The following is a 15,471-nucleotide window of genomic DNA, read 5'->3' as shown; positions in this document are numbered from 1 at the left end:
TTGAGTTTGGTCACTGGTGCGGTAGTTAGGCAAATGCCATCGCTGCCGCTACCACCACCAATGCTGCAATAATTGGGATCAACACAGTTACGACAAAGATGTCTTTGTACGCTTCCTTGTGTGTTAATCCCATCAATGTAAACAACGCAATCACGGCACCCGAGTGCGGAAGTGAATCCAAACCTCCGGCTGCAATATTTGCCACCCGATGTAAAATCTCCGCGCTCACACCCGCCTCTAAATAAACCGGCGCAAGACTCGACATGAAGATTTGTAATCCACCAGAAGCAGATGCGGTGATACCCGAGATCAAATTGGCACTGAAGAACACCGATAGCAGAGGTGGCACTGGCAATTCAACCAACCAAGTCGCAAACTGATGAAACCCTGCGGTCTGAATCACGACGCCACCGAATCCGATTACCGCAGCTGTATTAATCAAAGGCAACAAAGCATCATCCACGCCCTGACCTGCGGTAGCCCAGAATGCTTGCCGCGCAGGCGCAAACAGAACAAAACAACTCGCCACCCCGCACAGCAGTGCGAAACTGGACCAAAGCACTGGCTGCGTATTCGCAAAACTAATCCAGTCAGCACTCAGACCTGCCAACTGCAGCACACGAGGCAACATAATCATCAGAAGAACAACGACAATCGGGAGCACAGACGCAAATAATGATGGCAGTTGCTGATCGGGTCTTGGGGCCAAAGCCGCCATTTGCTCATCTTTTGCATGCGTAACATAGTTCTCGCCATTAGCTTGCGCTTTGCGCCATTGAGACTGCAAATACCACATCCCAATACCTGCCATCACTGCTGCAGCGAGTAGGCCATACCAGCCACCGGCAAAGAGGTCTGTACCCAAATTGCGGGCCGCAATAACGTTATGAATGGACGGCGTGCCAGGCAGCGCCGTCATCGTGAATGTTCCAGCTCCTAACGCAATAGCGGCAGCATAGAGACGCCGCGGAATATTCGCTTGGCGCATTAAGGTCACCCCAATGGGGTACATGGTAAACATCACGACAAATACAACAACACCGCCGTAAGTCAGCAACGCGCACACGAGCATTGCAATCAATAGTGTCCGCTGCACTCCGAGGCGCTTGGTGATGCCCATCGCTACGCCTTGAGCCGCGTGGCTAGCAGCCATGACTCGTCCGAATACAGCACCACACAGGAATAATAAGAGGAAGTTTCCAGCAAAACTGAATGCCCCAGACGGGCCAAAGGGAAAATGCTTAAGGAAGATATCCGTAATGGGAATAGCGTTGGTTAACCCAATCACTAGGATGGAAATCAATACGGCTAAAAGAATATTTATACCGCGTAGCGCTAACAGGATAAGGAGCGCCAGCCCTACTACGAGACCGATATTTCCAATCATGGAATGTCCCCTGTCGAGAGTTTATTCTTCTTCGTCGTCCGTTTCACCGAAATAGGTGCCCCAGCCATCATAGTCCACACCCGCTAAGTCAGCGATTTTTGCGACTTCGACGGTTTGCATATCTAGAATCTTGGCATCCAATTGCACTTCGCTCACTGCAACAAAAGCAAACAGCCGAGAATGATCATCCAACTCATATTCATCCGCGTCATCAACATGGTAGCCAGCTTTAACCAATTCCACCGCTGCTTTTTCTAACTTACTGAAATCAGTACTCGCTAAGTGATGCTCAATAACATAGAGCTCGTCTTCTGGAGCGCCATCGGCGAGCAATGACTCAATGGTTTCTTCGCTTTGGGCACGAAGTGCGACGATATCGACAGCCATAATGTTTCCTTATTGCGAACGAGCCAATTCGTGATCTAACTCACTAATTTTGGTTTGCATAATTTGATGGCATTGTGCCACTAAAGCTCGCACTGATTCATCACCATACTCTGCCGTAGAAATCGGTTGCAGGTACTCAATAATCAGTGTTCCATTATTCCAACGGTTTAATCGAATCCGTCCATGCAGATTAGACACGCAGATAGGCACGAGTGCAACTTTTGCCTGAATGGCGGTACGAAATGCACCCGTTTTAAACGGCAGCAAGCCACGGCCATTGCTACGCGTACCCTCTGGAAAGAGCAATATCGAGATATTACGTTGTCGGATAGCTTCTGCAGCTTGTTCGATGGTGCCGCGAGCGCGACCTGTGTTTTTGCGATCGATGAGGATGTTGCCAGCTAACCAATACAGTTGCCCGAAAAAGGGGATCCACTTCAAACTCTTTTTACCAATACTCACTGTATTGTGCGGCATCACATGAGCCAGTGTGAAGATGTCCCAGGTATTCTGGTGGTTGGCAATGTAGACATACGGACCACCATGTTGCTTATCACCATGGTCGAGATGATCGGGAATTCGAATATCAAGCCGCAGACCCAGCAACTTATGCATGCTGCCATACCAATATGCTGCAACTCGAGTATTTTCCGGATGGAAAGGCCGCACTAGGCACATCAAAATGCCTAACGTGCTAAAAATGATAATAAAAATACCGAGTAAAATGATTCGTATAACTGCGAGCATGAATTCTCCTTCTATTTCATGCCCGGTAGTATACCGTGTTCGTCCGCGAAAAACGTCCGATCAGTCTTACTGTTCAACTAATATTCCATCTACCCGCTGCAACCCGCGTGGTAGTTTATTACCCCGACGTCCACGCTCGCCTCGATAGTGTTCAAGATCAGCTGGCTTCAGCGTTAATTTGCGTTTGCCTGCTAACAACGTGATCGCGGTATCGGGCTGTACTACTGCTGTTGCAACCACATATTCCTCGCGCGACTGTGCTCGCAGCGTTGGAATACTCATCATTTTATTGCCCTTTCCTTTCGACAACTCAGGTAAGTCAGCCAGTGGGAAAATCAACATTCGGCCTTCGTTGGATACACAGACCAGGAGTTCCGATGCGGTATCTTGAACGGGCTGCGGTGGCAAAATTTTCGCTCCAGTTGGCAAGTTCAGAACCGCCTTACCATTCTTATTCCGACTCACTAAGTCGCTAAACTTACAGACGAAGCCATAACCAGCATCAGAAGCCATCAGGTAACGCTGGTCATCTTTTGCCATCATGACCTGATCGACCGTTTCCCCTGCGACCAAACTAAATCGACCTGTTAACGGCTCGCCCTGTGTGCGAGCGGACGGCAGTAAGTGTGCCTCACAAGAGAAACTGCGGCCGGAGCTATCAAGGAATACAACCTGTTGATTACTCTTACCCTGCGCAGAGCTGAGGAAGTTGTCCCCAGATTTATAAGCGAGAGTCGTGCCATCGACATCATGTCCTTTAGCAGCGCGTACCCAGCCTTTTGCTGATAGCACCACTGTCACCGCTTCGGCGGGCGTCAGGTCACGCTCACTCAATGCTTTCGCTTCTTGTCGTTCGACTAACGGTGACCGACGATCATCACCATATTTCTCGGCATCCGCCAAAACCTCTTTTCTGATCATCGTTTTCAATCGACGATCTGAGCCCAATACCAGCTCTAATTGTTGGCGCTCCTGCTCAAGCTCGTCCTGCTCACCTTTCAGCTTCATTTCTTCCAGCTTGGCTAAATGGCGTAATTTCAACTCAAGAATAGCCTCGGCTTGCAATTCGGTAAGACCGAAGCGCTTCATCAATTCAGCTTTTGGCTCGTCTTCATAGCGAATAATTGCAATGACCTCATCGAGGTTCAGGTAAGCAACCAATAGACCTTCGAGAATATGTAACCGCGCGAGTACTTTATCGAGTCGATGCTGTAAACGCCGCGTCACAGTGATTTGCCGAAACTCTAACCATTCCTTGAGGACAGCCAGTATCGGTTTGACTTGCGGGCGGCCATCAAGACCCAACATATTCAAATTAACCCGATAGTTCTTTTCCAAATCAGTCGTCGCAAACAAATGCGCCATCATTTGTTCAATATCCACCCGGTTCGAGCGCGGGACAATGACTAATCGAGTTGGATTTTCATGGTCTGATTCATCGCGTAAATCAGTGACCATAGGTAGCTTTTTCGCCTGCATTTGCGCAGCAATTTGCTCAAGTACTTTAGCGCCAGATGCTTGATGAGGGAGCGCGGTCACAACAACCTCGCCATCTTCCATTACATACTTGGCGCGCATCCGAATGGAACCACGACCGGACTCATAAATTTTGATGATTTCGTCACGCGGCGTGATGATTTCCGCGTCCGTTGGATAATCAGGCCCATGCAAATGTTCCATGACCTCCGGCAACCCAGCACTCGGCTTTTCCAACAGCATCGCGCAGGCTTGCGCAACTTCGCGGGCGTTGTGTGGTGGAATATCTGTGGCCATACCAACCGCAATACCGGTCACACCATTCAATAAAATGTGCGGTAAGCGCGCTGGTAACATCCGTGGCTCTTTCATGGTGCCGTCAAAGTTCGGCGTCCAATCGACGGTACCCTGACCAAGCTCGCTGAGTAGCACCTCACTGAAGCGCGACAATCGAGCTTCGGTATAACGCATCGCGGCAAACGACTTGGGATCGTCTGGCGAACCCCAGTTCCCTTGACCATCAACGAGTGGATAGCGATAGGAGAAAGGTTGCGCCATCAGCACCATAGCTTCATAACAAGCACTGTCGCCATGTGGATGGAACTTACCTAAGACGTCACCAACGGTCCGAGCTGATTTCTTATATTTTGCGAGCGCAGACAGGCCCAGTTCCGACATCGCGTAGATGATTCGGCGTTGCACAGGCTTCAAGCCATCACCAATATGCGGTAACGCTCGGTCCATAATCACGTACATTGAATAATTTAAATATGCATCTTCGGTAAATCGGCGAAGGGGCAGTGTTTCTATATTATCTAGGGTATCCATCGACATACTGCTCTCCTTATAACTCTGCCAAATCGACTAAGTTGCCTTTGCTTTCCAACCAATCTTTGCGATCGTGAGCACGCTTTTTCGCCAATAACATATCCATCAATTCTTCCGTGGTTTCGATTTCATCAATAGTGAGTCGGACCAGTCGACGGGTATTTGGATCCATCGTCGTCTCTCGCAGTTGTAACGGATTCATCTCGCCCAATCCTTTAAACCGCTGAACATTGACTTTGCCCTTGCGTTTCTCTGCTTCAATTCGGTCGAGCGTTCCCTGCATCTCATCTTCATCGAGGGCATAAAACACTTCTTTACCGACGTCAATTCGGTAGAGAGGCGGCATTGCGACATAGACATGGCCATGGTCCACTAGGGGACGGAAGTGACGCATGAATAATGCACACAACAGCGTCGCAATGTGTAATCCATCGCTATCGGCATCGGCTAAGATACAGACCTTGCCATAGCGAAGATTTTGCAAGTCGTCGGAGTTCGGATCGACGCCAATAGCTACCGAGATATCGTGAATCTCTTGAGAGCCGAGAATTTGATCAGAGTCGACCTCCCACGTATTTAAAATTTTACCGCGCAGTGGCATGACCGCCTGAAAATCGCGGTCGCGTGCTTGTTTGGCTGACCCCCCCGCGGAATCCCCTTCCACCAAGAACAATTCGCTCCGATTAATGTCTTGGCTAGCACAGTCGGTCAACTTACCGGGCAAGGGTGGGCCTTGGGTGACTTTCTTACGCACGACTTTCTTACTGGCTTTCATGCGTCGTTGTGCGTTGTTGATACACAAGTCCGCAAGTTGTTCCGCCAGATCAGTATGTTCATTCAGCCACAGGCTGAAGGCGTCTTTAACCACTCCAGAAACAAAAGCTGAGCACTGCCGCGACGATAAGCGCTCTTTGGTTTGCCCAGCAAACTGTGGATCCTGCATTTTGACCGACAGAATAAAGCTGCACCGATCCCAAATATCCTCAGGCGTGAGTCGAACTCCTCGCGGCAACAAGTTTCTAAATTCACAGAATTCCCGCATGGCATCCAACAAGCCTTGGCGAAGACCGTTGACGTGCGTTCCGCCTTGCGGAGTTGGGATTAGGTTGACGTAACTTTCCATCACCCCTTCACCGCCTTCAGGCAGCCAGGTTACCGCCCAGTCGACAGCTTCTTCATTGCCACTGGAAGCACCAATAAATGGCTCTTCTGGCATGGTCGGCAATTCAGCGACTGCTTCGACCAAATAATCCCGTAAGCCATCTTCGTAGTACCATGACTGTTCGGTGTTATCGACTTGATTATCAAAGGTGATACGCAAACCTGGGCATAATACAGCTTTGGCGCGTAACAAATGCGTGAGTTTTAAAACCGAAAATTTTGGCGAGTCAAAGTACTTTGGGTCAGGCCAAAAACGCAAACCAGTACCGGTATTGCGTTTACCGACTGTACCGGTAATGGTGAGTTCGCTGACCTTATCGCCATTTTCAAAGGCCATTTCGTAAACGTTACCGTCACGTTTTACGGTAACTTCGACGCGAGTGGATAACGCGTTTACCACGGAAATACCTACCCCGTGCAAACCGCCAGAAAATTTGTAGTTCTTATTGGAGAACTTACCACCGGCGTGCAACTTGGTCATGATCAGTTCGACCCCAGGCACGCCCTCTTCCGCATGCACGTCGACTGGCATTCCGCGACCGTCATCCAATACTTCAAGTGATTGATCAGGGTACAAAATAACCGTTAATTCACGAGCATGACCCGCCAATGCTTCATCGATACTGTTATCGATAACCTCTTGGCCTAAATGATTGGGACGAGTCGTGTCGGTGTACATGCCCGGCCGACGTCGCACCGGTTCAAGACCATTGAGAACCTCTATGGCATCTGCTTTGTAATCTGACATGCGCTGTTCTTCTAATTATCGCCAATTCTCGTTGCAAGAATCGTGGTTATAGGAATCCTCATATACTGTTACAGGACGCCCAGAAACTCAAGCACTGCTGGCAGGTATCGAGGGAAGTTTTGAAAGCGATGATCACCACCTTGTTCAAGAATCATTCGTTGCGAGGAATAACGCTCCTGCGCGAGGCGAACATCGAGAACTTCATCGCCAGCCTGCAACAGCACCAAGAGTTCCACATCATCACGCAATGCATTCTGAGCTGCCGCTAAAACGTCAGCATCTTGAGGTCCCAACCAATATTCTTCTTTGGTATAGGGATGCACTCGCTGATGTGGTTCCGGCGGCATCCAAGCCAGCGGACGCACCGCCGGATTGATTAATACGCCACGTACTTGTTCTCCGCGTTGTTTTAATCGACTCACAACATAATGCGTCCAGAAGCCGCCCAACGAACTACCCATGACTGCGGTTGGCGGTTTAGCTTGCTCAATATATTGATCAAGCAACTGTCGAATAGCGACCATTGACGCGGGTTGTTGCGGTGCCTCGAGGCAAATGGTCGCCTGCTGAGTTTGCAGGAATTGCCGCGTTTCATCTATTTTTTGTGACGCAGGTGAACTTTCAAATCCATGTAAATACAGTAACAACGATTAAATCTCCTGCGCTAACCCTGAACGTTTGATCATCTGCAGCCAATCACTCAAAAACTGATTCATTTGATGCTTTTCATCTGGCTGATGCATGTTGGGATTGGGCTGCGGGTAAACCGGCTGCAAACGCTCAATACCTTGACTGCGCACAACTTCCGCAAGTTGCGCATCATGATAGAGTCGCACATCCAACTGCGTTTCTTTCAAGCCTGGCAACTGCTGCGTAATCGATTGTTGTTGGATGCGCACTTCCGTCGTATAGGGTGCCGTTTCGGTTACCTCTATGGTGAAATGTAACTGACGGCCAACTTTAATCCGGCGTGCTGTCGCTGTCTTTAAGTTCTCAACCATAGTTTGTAACAACGCATAATTGACCGCCGCCATGCGTTGCAGGGCTGCTAAATCAAATTGATATCGTTTGCGTTTTACATCTGTTGTCATAGCACCACTAAACCTTGTTTTGTTGCCACCATTGCAACAGGCGTTGCCGGTGGAGTTGCATCCATTGTAGCCCAATGACGCTGGCCGCATTGTTTATTTTTCCATGTGCTAATAACTCATCCACTTCCGCACGTGGCAGCACATGAACACGGATATCTTCATTCTCAGTCACTAAACCACCGTGCTTTGAAGCTTGCGAACTATCCACCGTAGCCACGAAAATAGTAATCTTTTCCGTGCAACCACCCGGTGAAGAGAGATACGTAAGGGCGTAGTAAAAATGGCTGGCGATTAAGCCCGCTTCCTCATCTAATTCGCGAGCAGCGACCGCCTCGGGCGTTTCCTCTGGCTTATCTACCATGCCCGCAACAAATTCAAGCAGCCACGGGCTTGCGCCATAATGGTCTGCCTCATCGAGTGCACCAATTCGAAATTGCTCAAGCAGAACATAACAATCACGCTCCGGATCATATGGAATAACCACTACGGCGTGACCACGATCCATAATTTCTCGCTCAAATTCGGGCGACCAACCACCCGCAAACAATCGATGTCGTAACCGATAACGATACAAACTTAAAAAGCCCTCGCGAATGGGTTCTCGTGTTATAATATCGACATCATCTCGATTAAATTTTTGCACAGTAAACTTCCCGTCGTTGTTGATCGTCTTAAATACTCGCTTGAGCGCGTCTCGGACTATTTCTAATTGTAAATACCGCGCTTCAAGCCACATAATTAGTTACACTTGAGCACTTGTTGTTGCATCTCAACACCTGAACGTTGATCCAGTTCGGTGTAAACTAGTATTCATTCATGAGTGTATGTAAAATACATTCACAATTCGGTTGGTTGACAGTGCAACACAACGCAGTCTTACAAAATCAGGAACCTTGAGATCATGAAAAAGCACGTTTTGTCAGTACTTATCGGTTTATCATTTGCCGCCAGTAGTGTGCCGGCCTATGCTGACGATTTAGCACAAGTTTTCCAATTAGCGTTGCAAAACGACCCAACACTGCAACGAGTTGATGCAGAGCGCCGCGCCGCACAAAAAGGCGTGAACATTGCCCGTGCTGACTGGTGGCCTCAAATTGGCTTTGAAGCCGGCTACTCCCGCAGCCAAGCCGATCGTACCAACTTTGATTCAAACGGCAATGTCTTCGTCATTGACCAAACGAGTCGGGGTTGGGACGCCGGCGTCAGTTTGTCACAAACCCTGTTTAACATGAATGTTTGGGATGAGACTGAAATTGCTGAAAAGCGCGCCTACCAAGCTGAAGTGTCCTATTTAAATGCGCGTCAACAACTGATGATTCGCGTCGTCAATGCATACTTTACCGTGCTAGAACGACAAGATGATTTAGAGTTTGCAGGCGCAGAGAAAAATGCTATCGAACGTCAGCTCGAACAAACGAAACAACGTTTTTCGGTCGGTCTGACAGCCATTACCGATGTTCATGAAGCTCAAGCACAGTTCGATAATGCTGTCGCACGCGAAATTCAAGCGAAAAATGCGGTTGAAATTGCTCAAGAAAGCTTGCGCGAGATTACTGGGCGCTATCACGAGGACTTGGCGTCACTGAACACTGAGACCTTCAGCCCAGAAAGCCCATCGCCACAAGACGCCACGAATTGGGTCAAAGTAGCAGAAGAGAAAAACTTAGATTTGTTGGTTCAACGGGTTGCCGTAGAAATTGCTGAGCAGCAAATCGATGTCGCACGCAATGGTCACTTACCAACAGCATCGTTATCTGCCTCATTTGGTACGAGCGATGGTGAATCCGAGACGCAAGGGTCACCCACCGTAGATACCCCTCGATTAGATAGTAGCCAAATTGGTGTGACCGTTCGAGTGCCTATTTTTTCAGGTTTCCGTACCTCTGCTGCGACCGACCAAGCGCGTGAGAACTACGTGGCTTCCAGCCAACAGTTAGAGTTCATTCGCCGTGATGTCGAGCGTTTAGTTCGGAGTTCGTATTACGACGTAGTCGCGTCGATTGCAACCATTCGTGCGCTTGAGCAAGCGGTCGTATCAGCGGAAAGCGCATTGAAAGCGACACAAACTGGCTTCGAAGTCGGTACTCGAACCATTGTCGATGTACTTGATAGTACTCGTAATTTATTCAACGCAAGACGTAATTTGTCGACCGCACGGTATGGCTATATCCGTCAATCCCTTGCATTGAAGCAATCTTCAGGGCAAATTAGCGAGCAAGATTTAACTGCCATAAACGCTAGTTTGACCGATGAAAATAATTGAGACACCTAAATTTGAAGCCAAGTTTCTCCACCCTCGTTATTGGTTAACTTGGCTCGGTGTTTCCTGTCTTTATCTCATTTCGTGGTTGCCATATCGTTGGCAACTCGCCCTCGGTCGGGGCGTAGGTCGATTATTTTATCGCTACGTCCCGCGTCGAGCCGATATTGCGCGCCGTAATCTCGAACTCAGTTTTCCCGAAATGTCAGCTGCTGAGCGTGAACAACTTGTCAAAACCAATATGGAAAATACTGGCATCGCTTTCTTTGAAACGGGCATGGCATGGTGGTGGCCGGATTGGCGAATCAAACGAAAACTGCATGTGCATGGCGTAGAGCACCTGTTACAGCCACAACAGGAAGGTAAGGGCGTGCTGATGCTGTTGTTCCACTTCCTAAGCTTGGAAGTTCATGCGCGTCTACACGGTTTCGTGCGTCCAGCAGTCGGATTGTATCGCCCCCACAATAATGCGGTCATGGAATTTCTTCAGACTCGTGGACGTGGTCGCTCAAACAAGTATTTGATTCCGCGTACAGACGTTCGTAGCATGCTTCAAGCCCTAGACAATGGGGACATTGCGGGATACCTGCCGGACCAGGATTATGGTCGCAAACGTACTGTATTCGTGCCGTTTTTTGACGTAAAAGAAACGAGCTCAACCACAGGAACTTTGTTATTCGCGGGTAATGCGAATTGTGCAGTAGTACCAACAACATGTTTTCGACGTGATGACGGAACGGGCTACGATGTAACCTTCTACCCGCAATTCGAGCAATTCCCGAGTGACGATGAATTAGCGGACGTGCGTCGCGTCAACGCGATGGTAGAGTTTGCGATTCAACAAAAGCCTGAGCAATATTTATGGGTGCATCGGCGTTTCAAAACACGCCCCAACCCTGACGATCCCGATCTGTATAAGCGTTAATTCTAATTCTCGCTGGTCGAGTCCAACCACCTTGCCCAGTGCGCACGCACAAAATCACGCGCCACAGTAAAGTCTGCATCGGTCACACTTTCGCGGTCATCCAGTGCCAGCCGGTGCACAATTTCACGCAAATCAATATAAGTATCGATAAACTGTTGCGCATCTTTGGGCGACAGTAAACCGACCTGCTGTGCAGCTTCAAGAATACGAATATTATCCGTATATTCCGCAAGTGCTGGGTGCTCATGAGAGTAACGTAGTACTAAATATTGCACGAAGAATTCAATATCGGTAATTCCCCCTGCGCCCTGTTTGAGATCAAACGAATCCGTTTTCTTCAGTAAATGACTGCGCATCTTCTCGCGCATATCCTGCACTTGTTGGGCTAAAGGCGCATGTTCTCGCTGCCGCTGTAGGTGGCGCTTTCGCAACGCAATGAGTTGCTCTCGCACTCGCGGCGACCCATGCACTGGACGCGCGCGCACTAAGGCCTGCATCTCCCAGGTCCAGGCATCCTCTGCAAGATAATGATCGAAGGTCTGTAGCTGAGTGACCAATAGACCTGATTTGCCGGATGGTCGCAAACGCATGTCCACGTCATAAAGCGTCCCAATCAAGGTTCGCGTCGTAAAGAGATGCAAAATACGCTGCGCAAGACGTAAATAGAATTGCTGCACTTCGATAGGTTTTGGACCTGCCGTCTCACCTTCATAATCGACATCGGTCAGAAAAACCAAGTCGAGATCAGAGCCGTAACCCAGTTCCAAACCGCCTAACTTGCCATAGGCCAGCACTGCGAAACCCGTATCATCAAATGTCCGCTGTGGTGGCGCACCATACTTCTCAGTCAGCTGGTACCATGCGAGTCGAACTACATGCGAGATCATAGCTTCTGCCAAATAACTCAGGTGATCACTGACCTTCATCAGCGGCAATGCCCCGCTGACATCGGCCGCAGCCACTTTTAATTGCAGGGCTTGTCGGGCTTGCCGTAGCGCATCCATTTGCGCTTCTAAATCTTGCTCTTGCTCGGGAATTCGTAGCAAGTATTCACCAACCAATGCTGGATACTCCGTGAGTTCTGGCAGCTGGTATAAATGACTAGGGTCAATTAACTCATCCAACAAAATTGGGTATTGTGCGAGTTGCTTAGTAATCCAAGAGCTAGCACGGCACAACTTGATGAGTTGTTCACGGGCACCGATATTCTCGAGCAACAGCTCTACGTAGGCCGTTCTCGACATAATTTGCTTGAGTACTGCGAAAACTCGTTCTGTAGAGGTGACGGCATCATCGGCGCGAATCAATTGTTCGAGTAAAATGGGAACCAAACGAGCAAGTGCCTTTCGACCTCTCGGTCCACTGCCCCGGCGACGACTTTCCTGCCGCAACTCACTAATGCTGTTCCACATCTGACGCACCGCGTCTGCATCCAGTCCGCGCTCTGCCAGCACCTCCAAAGCCGTCTCATCAGCGACCATGTCTTGCCATAAAATTTGCAGGTCACCAGCCTCTTCATCTTCCGCATCCGGGTCACCGATCACCGCTTGGAAATGCCCATGAATCATTTGCATGTGCTGATCGGTCTTCTGAACAAGAGCGTCCCATGAACAACCCAACATCTGCGCAATTTGTCGTTGCTCATCTGGGTAGCTGGGCAGTACCTGCGTTTGCTCATCATTGCGCTGCTGTAACGCATGCTCAACACGCCGCAACCAGTGATAGCCGGCTAATAGTTCCTGCACATCAGCCACTTTCATTAGCTCTAAATCGACGAGTGCTTGATAGGCTTGATATAACGATACGGTCTGCAATTGTCGTTGCTGGCCACCACGAATCAATTGAAACGACTGCACGATAAATTCTACTTCGCGAATGCCACCCGGTCCGAGTTTAATATTGTTACGAACGCCTTGACGGCGAGTCTCTTGGGTAATCAAGGACTTCATCTTGCGCAGCGCATCGATCGCTGAGAAATCAATATAGCGGCGGTAAACAAAAGGTCTAAGCAGTTGCATTAATTCTTTCTGATAGCGCTCTGGCGCTCGAATGAGCCGCGCCTTGACCATGGCGTAGCGCTCCCAATCACGGCCCTGCTCCTGATAATAATGTTCAAGTGCCGGCAGGCTGGCGACTAAGGGTCCCGATTGCCCAAACGGACGCAGCCGTAAGTCGACTCGAAACACGCGACCATCAACGGTAACGGTATCAAGTAGCTGGATAAGACCTTGCACCAGTTTGGTAAAAAACACACTGGTTTCAATGGGCTTGCGCGGATGGTCGGTCTCACCTTGCTCTGGATACGCAAAAATGAGGTCAATATCAGAGGAGAAATTGAGTTCGCCGCCACCTAGCTTACCCATACCAATGACGAGTAATGGTTGTGGCTCACCATCTGCGGTTCGTGGAGTACCGAAGCGCTCCGAAAATCGTGGGTAGAGCCATTGGATTGCAGCATTGATCAGTACATCCGCGGTCTCGGTCAAATGTGCCAGCATCTCAGCCAAACTGAGCTCTTCAGTTAGATCTGCGGCGGCAAGTTGTGCATACCAACGGTGCCGCAGCAAACGCAACTGTCGCTGTGCCTCTATTTCACTCTGACAGTTGGCCAACGTCTGTTGTGCTTGGCTTTGGTATTTCTCCAACGCTGGCTTTTGAACACGACCTTGCTGCCAGGTAATGGCATCCGGTTGCTGCTCTAGCACTCGTGCCAGGAAGGGACTGACTCGGCTCAACCACTGTTGATCACGTACATCGGCTGCCATCACTTCATCCTAAGGTTACTTAAGCATCCCAGTAAGGTTCTTGCTTCAAAGCTGCTCGACGTGAATGATCTAATGCAAACAACAGCGTTTCAAGTTGCACTGTTTGCCAAGCGAGGAGCTTTTCTGTATTCACCTCATCGGTGTCTTTGATTGCTTCGCGTAGCAACTTCAGTGCCATAATTTCTCGAATACCTCGGACCATATCTAACCAAGGTGCTCGAAATTGCTCACGATCTTCTGTTGGGAAAATTGCACCCACGCAATAGCCCAGTTGCAAGGAGCCTTGCAAGGGCGACAGTTGCTTTAAGTAATGCTCTGCGCGCCATTCTTGGTCACGCGCAAATGTCTCAGCAACGACCTGCCAGTCTTCCCGTAATCGTTGGGTTGCCCATTGTTGCAGTGGTGCGTTCATTAACGAATCATGGCGTGGTTGCTCAAAACATAATTCGCCCAACTCAAGAAGAGTCATTTGATAGTCATCACGCTTGCTGAGCTCGATAACAAGCTCCATTTGCACGGAGTGCTCTTGTTGTTCTTGAATATGTTCGTAAAGCTTTGGATATTGCTTCAGAGCACGGTGATAGGCTCCATCCTCAGCGGTTAACTCGGTGAGACCATCGTAGCGACTGAGCCAGCCCAAATGGCCAAGCATTTGCTCCAAGCGGACAATGTAATCGGCCACATCCACTTCCAACTGCGCTAGTTGCTGTAAAACAACTCGACTGAGACGAATCCCGTCCGTTATGCCCGCAACCGCACGCACACTGGGTTGCTCGCGCAAGCAGGAATCGTTGTGTTGCCAGTAATGCAGTGCATAGGTCAACGCTTTATATAAGCCAGCACCAATATCATCATGGTTATCTAACGGCACAAAATGGGCTTGGGTAAAAGGTTCTAATACAGTTTTCTGCGCCAGCAGGTAACCGCGAGCGGCTTTACTCTGACTGCCCACACAAGCCTGCACCCGTGTGATTAATCGACGCGCCATTTTATAAGCATCAGTACTGAGTCCACCCTGAACTTCCAATTCGACTTCACAGATAGGTCGAGTCTTATCCCCAGCTCGGATTTCGCCCTCGTCCACGACAACTTCAATGCGCCCCTCACCACTTGGCACGTGCCAACGATGGCGAGTGAAGTCGGTACAAAAGATTTCCTGCAAATCACGCTGGATATCAAATAAAGGGAACTCATCTGGCCAAATATCGCTCTCAAATAGTGTGAGGTCTGGCGTCTCATTTTGAACCACAACATTGTATTCGGGCCGTTTGTGCATGCCGCCCAACACCTCACCCGCGAGTTTGATCGTTTGTTCACGCTCTTGCCCTCGGGTTCTGATCCGCAATCCCATGTCGAACTGCCGCAACCGTAAGTCATCGGTATCGAAATAACTGTTGGTCAGTTGAAAACTTTCTGGCTCTGCACCGTCAGCAAAACGCGCACAGAGTTTCAGAACTGCATCACGTTGCGCTGGATCGATCAGGAGTTTTAATTCGCTTTCTTGACTCACAATTAAACCTTTTGTCGCTACTTCGATAAGTGTTCATTACGGTACTCGGAGCACCTGCATTGGTCAATAGAAATGGGCTTGACAGCGCTGTGCAAAAAATGCACCGTGGGCGCTTGAAAAAAATGGTAGTAGCGGGCTTTACGCGCCTAAAAAAAAGCCTATACTGGCGCGAAAATTCTACCCCTG

11 protein-coding genes and 1 pseudogene are annotated in these 15,471 nt (G+C 49.3%); 2 read left to right on the top strand and 10 right to left on the bottom strand.

All coding sequences use genetic code 11. The features are described 5' to 3' along the window. Positions 1 to 25 precede the first annotated feature (25 nt). The 8 genes from CWE22_RS00250 to CWE22_RS00215 form a co-directional block, all read right to left on the bottom strand. Positions 26 to 1,387, bottom strand: a complete 1,362-nt coding sequence (locus tag CWE22_RS00250) for a GntP family permease (RefSeq protein ID WP_169929416.1) — start codon at positions 1,385 to 1,387, stop codon at positions 26 to 28. Between the two features lie 21 nt (positions 1,388 to 1,408). Further along, on the bottom strand, positions 1,409 to 1,774 hold the full coding sequence (gene rraB / locus CWE22_RS00245) for a ribonuclease E inhibitor RraB (RefSeq protein WP_169929415.1): 366 nt from the start codon (positions 1,772 to 1,774) through the stop codon (positions 1,409 to 1,411). A gap of 9 nt (positions 1,775 to 1,783) precedes the next feature. Then, positions 1,784 to 2,521 (bottom strand): 1-acylglycerol-3-phosphate O-acyltransferase, encoded by a 738-nt coding sequence (locus CWE22_RS00240; protein WP_169929414.1) that lies wholly within the window; start codon positions 2,519 to 2,521, stop codon positions 1,784 to 1,786. 66 nt (positions 2,522 to 2,587) lie between these two features. Further along, a complete protein-coding gene (parC, locus tag CWE22_RS00235) occupies positions 2,588 to 4,831 on the bottom strand; it encodes a DNA topoisomerase IV subunit A (RefSeq protein ID WP_169929413.1) in 2,244 nt (747 codons plus the stop codon). Positions 4,832 to 4,841: 10 nt separating this feature from the next. Further along, positions 4,842 to 6,734: a DNA topoisomerase IV subunit B gene (gene parE / locus CWE22_RS00230; protein ID WP_169929412.1), complete on the bottom strand. Its 1,893-nt coding sequence runs from the start codon at positions 6,732 to 6,734 to the stop codon at positions 4,842 to 4,844. A gap of 68 nt (positions 6,735 to 6,802) precedes the next feature. Next, positions 6,803 to 7,381, bottom strand: a complete 579-nt coding sequence (locus tag CWE22_RS00225; RefSeq protein WP_169929411.1) for a YqiA/YcfP family alpha/beta fold hydrolase — start codon at positions 7,379 to 7,381, stop codon at positions 6,803 to 6,805. 3 nt (positions 7,382 to 7,384) lie between these two features. Then, the gene (locus CWE22_RS00220; RefSeq protein ID WP_169929410.1) at positions 7,385 to 7,825 is read right to left on the bottom strand and encodes a DUF1249 domain-containing protein; all 441 of its coding nucleotides are present in this window, start codon (positions 7,823 to 7,825) and stop codon (positions 7,385 to 7,387) included. Positions 7,826 to 7,832: 7 nt separating this feature from the next. Further along, positions 7,833 to 8,468: an NUDIX domain-containing protein gene (locus tag CWE22_RS00215; RefSeq protein ID WP_244595908.1), complete on the bottom strand. Its 636-nt coding sequence runs from the start codon at positions 8,466 to 8,468 to the stop codon at positions 7,833 to 7,835. A 258-nt stretch (positions 8,469 to 8,726) separates the two neighbouring features. Here CWE22_RS00215 and tolC point away from each other — a divergent pair, with 258 nt between their 5' ends. Together tolC and lpxL are read left to right on the top strand one after the other, a co-directional pair. Further along, positions 8,727 to 10,088, top strand: coding sequence for an outer membrane channel protein TolC (gene tolC / locus CWE22_RS00210; RefSeq protein ID WP_169929408.1), 1,362 nt, complete (start codon positions 8,727 to 8,729; stop codon positions 10,086 to 10,088). Then, positions 10,081 to 11,010, top strand: a complete 930-nt coding sequence (lpxL, locus tag CWE22_RS00205; RefSeq protein ID WP_169930962.1) for an LpxL/LpxP family Kdo(2)-lipid IV(A) lauroyl/palmitoleoyl acyltransferase — start codon at positions 10,081 to 10,083, stop codon at positions 11,008 to 11,010. Before tolC ends, lpxL begins: the two co-directional genes overlap by 8 nt. Before the next feature lie 2 nt (positions 11,011 to 11,012). On the opposite strand, the pseudogene glnE reads toward lpxL, so the two are convergent. Together glnE and CWE22_RS00195 are read right to left on the bottom strand one after the other, a co-directional pair. Next, positions 11,013 to 13,760: pseudogene (glnE, locus tag CWE22_RS00200) on the bottom strand (bifunctional [glutamate--ammonia ligase]-adenylyl-L-tyrosine phosphorylase/[glutamate--ammonia-ligase] adenylyltransferase); the annotation flags it as partial. A 34-nt stretch (positions 13,761 to 13,794) separates the two neighbouring features. Next, positions 13,795 to 15,285 (bottom strand): CYTH domain-containing protein, encoded by a 1,491-nt coding sequence (locus tag CWE22_RS00195; protein WP_169929406.1) that lies wholly within the window; start codon positions 15,283 to 15,285, stop codon positions 13,795 to 13,797. Positions 15,286 to 15,471 lie beyond the last annotated feature (186 nt).

It is taken from the genome of Pseudidiomarina aestuarii (assembly GCF_003987355.1).
GTDB lineage: Bacteria > Pseudomonadota > Gammaproteobacteria > Enterobacterales > Alteromonadaceae > Pseudidiomarina > Pseudidiomarina aestuarii.
The sequence above is the reverse complement of the archived record's forward strand: the minus strand, read 5'-3'. Positions and strand labels throughout refer to the sequence as shown.

What these genes read in the sequence shown, in the direction of transcription:
- tolC (WP_169929408.1), top strand. Translation starts at nt 8,727, where the DNA reads ATGAAAAAGCACGTTTTGTCAGTACTTATCGGTTTATCATTTGCCGCC.
- rraB (WP_169929415.1), bottom strand. Translation starts at nt 1,774, where the DNA reads ATGGCTGTCGATATCGTCGCACTTCGTGCCCAAAGCGAAGAAACCATT.
- CWE22_RS00250 (WP_169929416.1), bottom strand. Translation starts at nt 1,387, where the DNA reads ATGATTGGAAATATCGGTCTCGTAGTAGGGCTGGCGCTCCTTATCCTG.
- parC (WP_169929413.1), bottom strand. Translation starts at nt 4,831, where the DNA reads ATGTCGATGGATACCCTAGATAATATAGAAACACTGCCCCTTCGCCGA.
- CWE22_RS00220 (WP_169929410.1), bottom strand. Translation starts at nt 7,825, where the DNA reads ATGACAACAGATGTAAAACGCAAACGATATCAATTTGATTTAGCAGCC.
- parE (WP_169929412.1), bottom strand. Translation starts at nt 6,734, where the DNA reads ATGTCAGATTACAAAGCAGATGCCATAGAGGTTCTCAATGGTCTTGAA.
- CWE22_RS00240 (WP_169929414.1), bottom strand. Translation starts at nt 2,521, where the DNA reads ATGCTCGCAGTTATACGAATCATTTTACTCGGTATTTTTATTATCATT.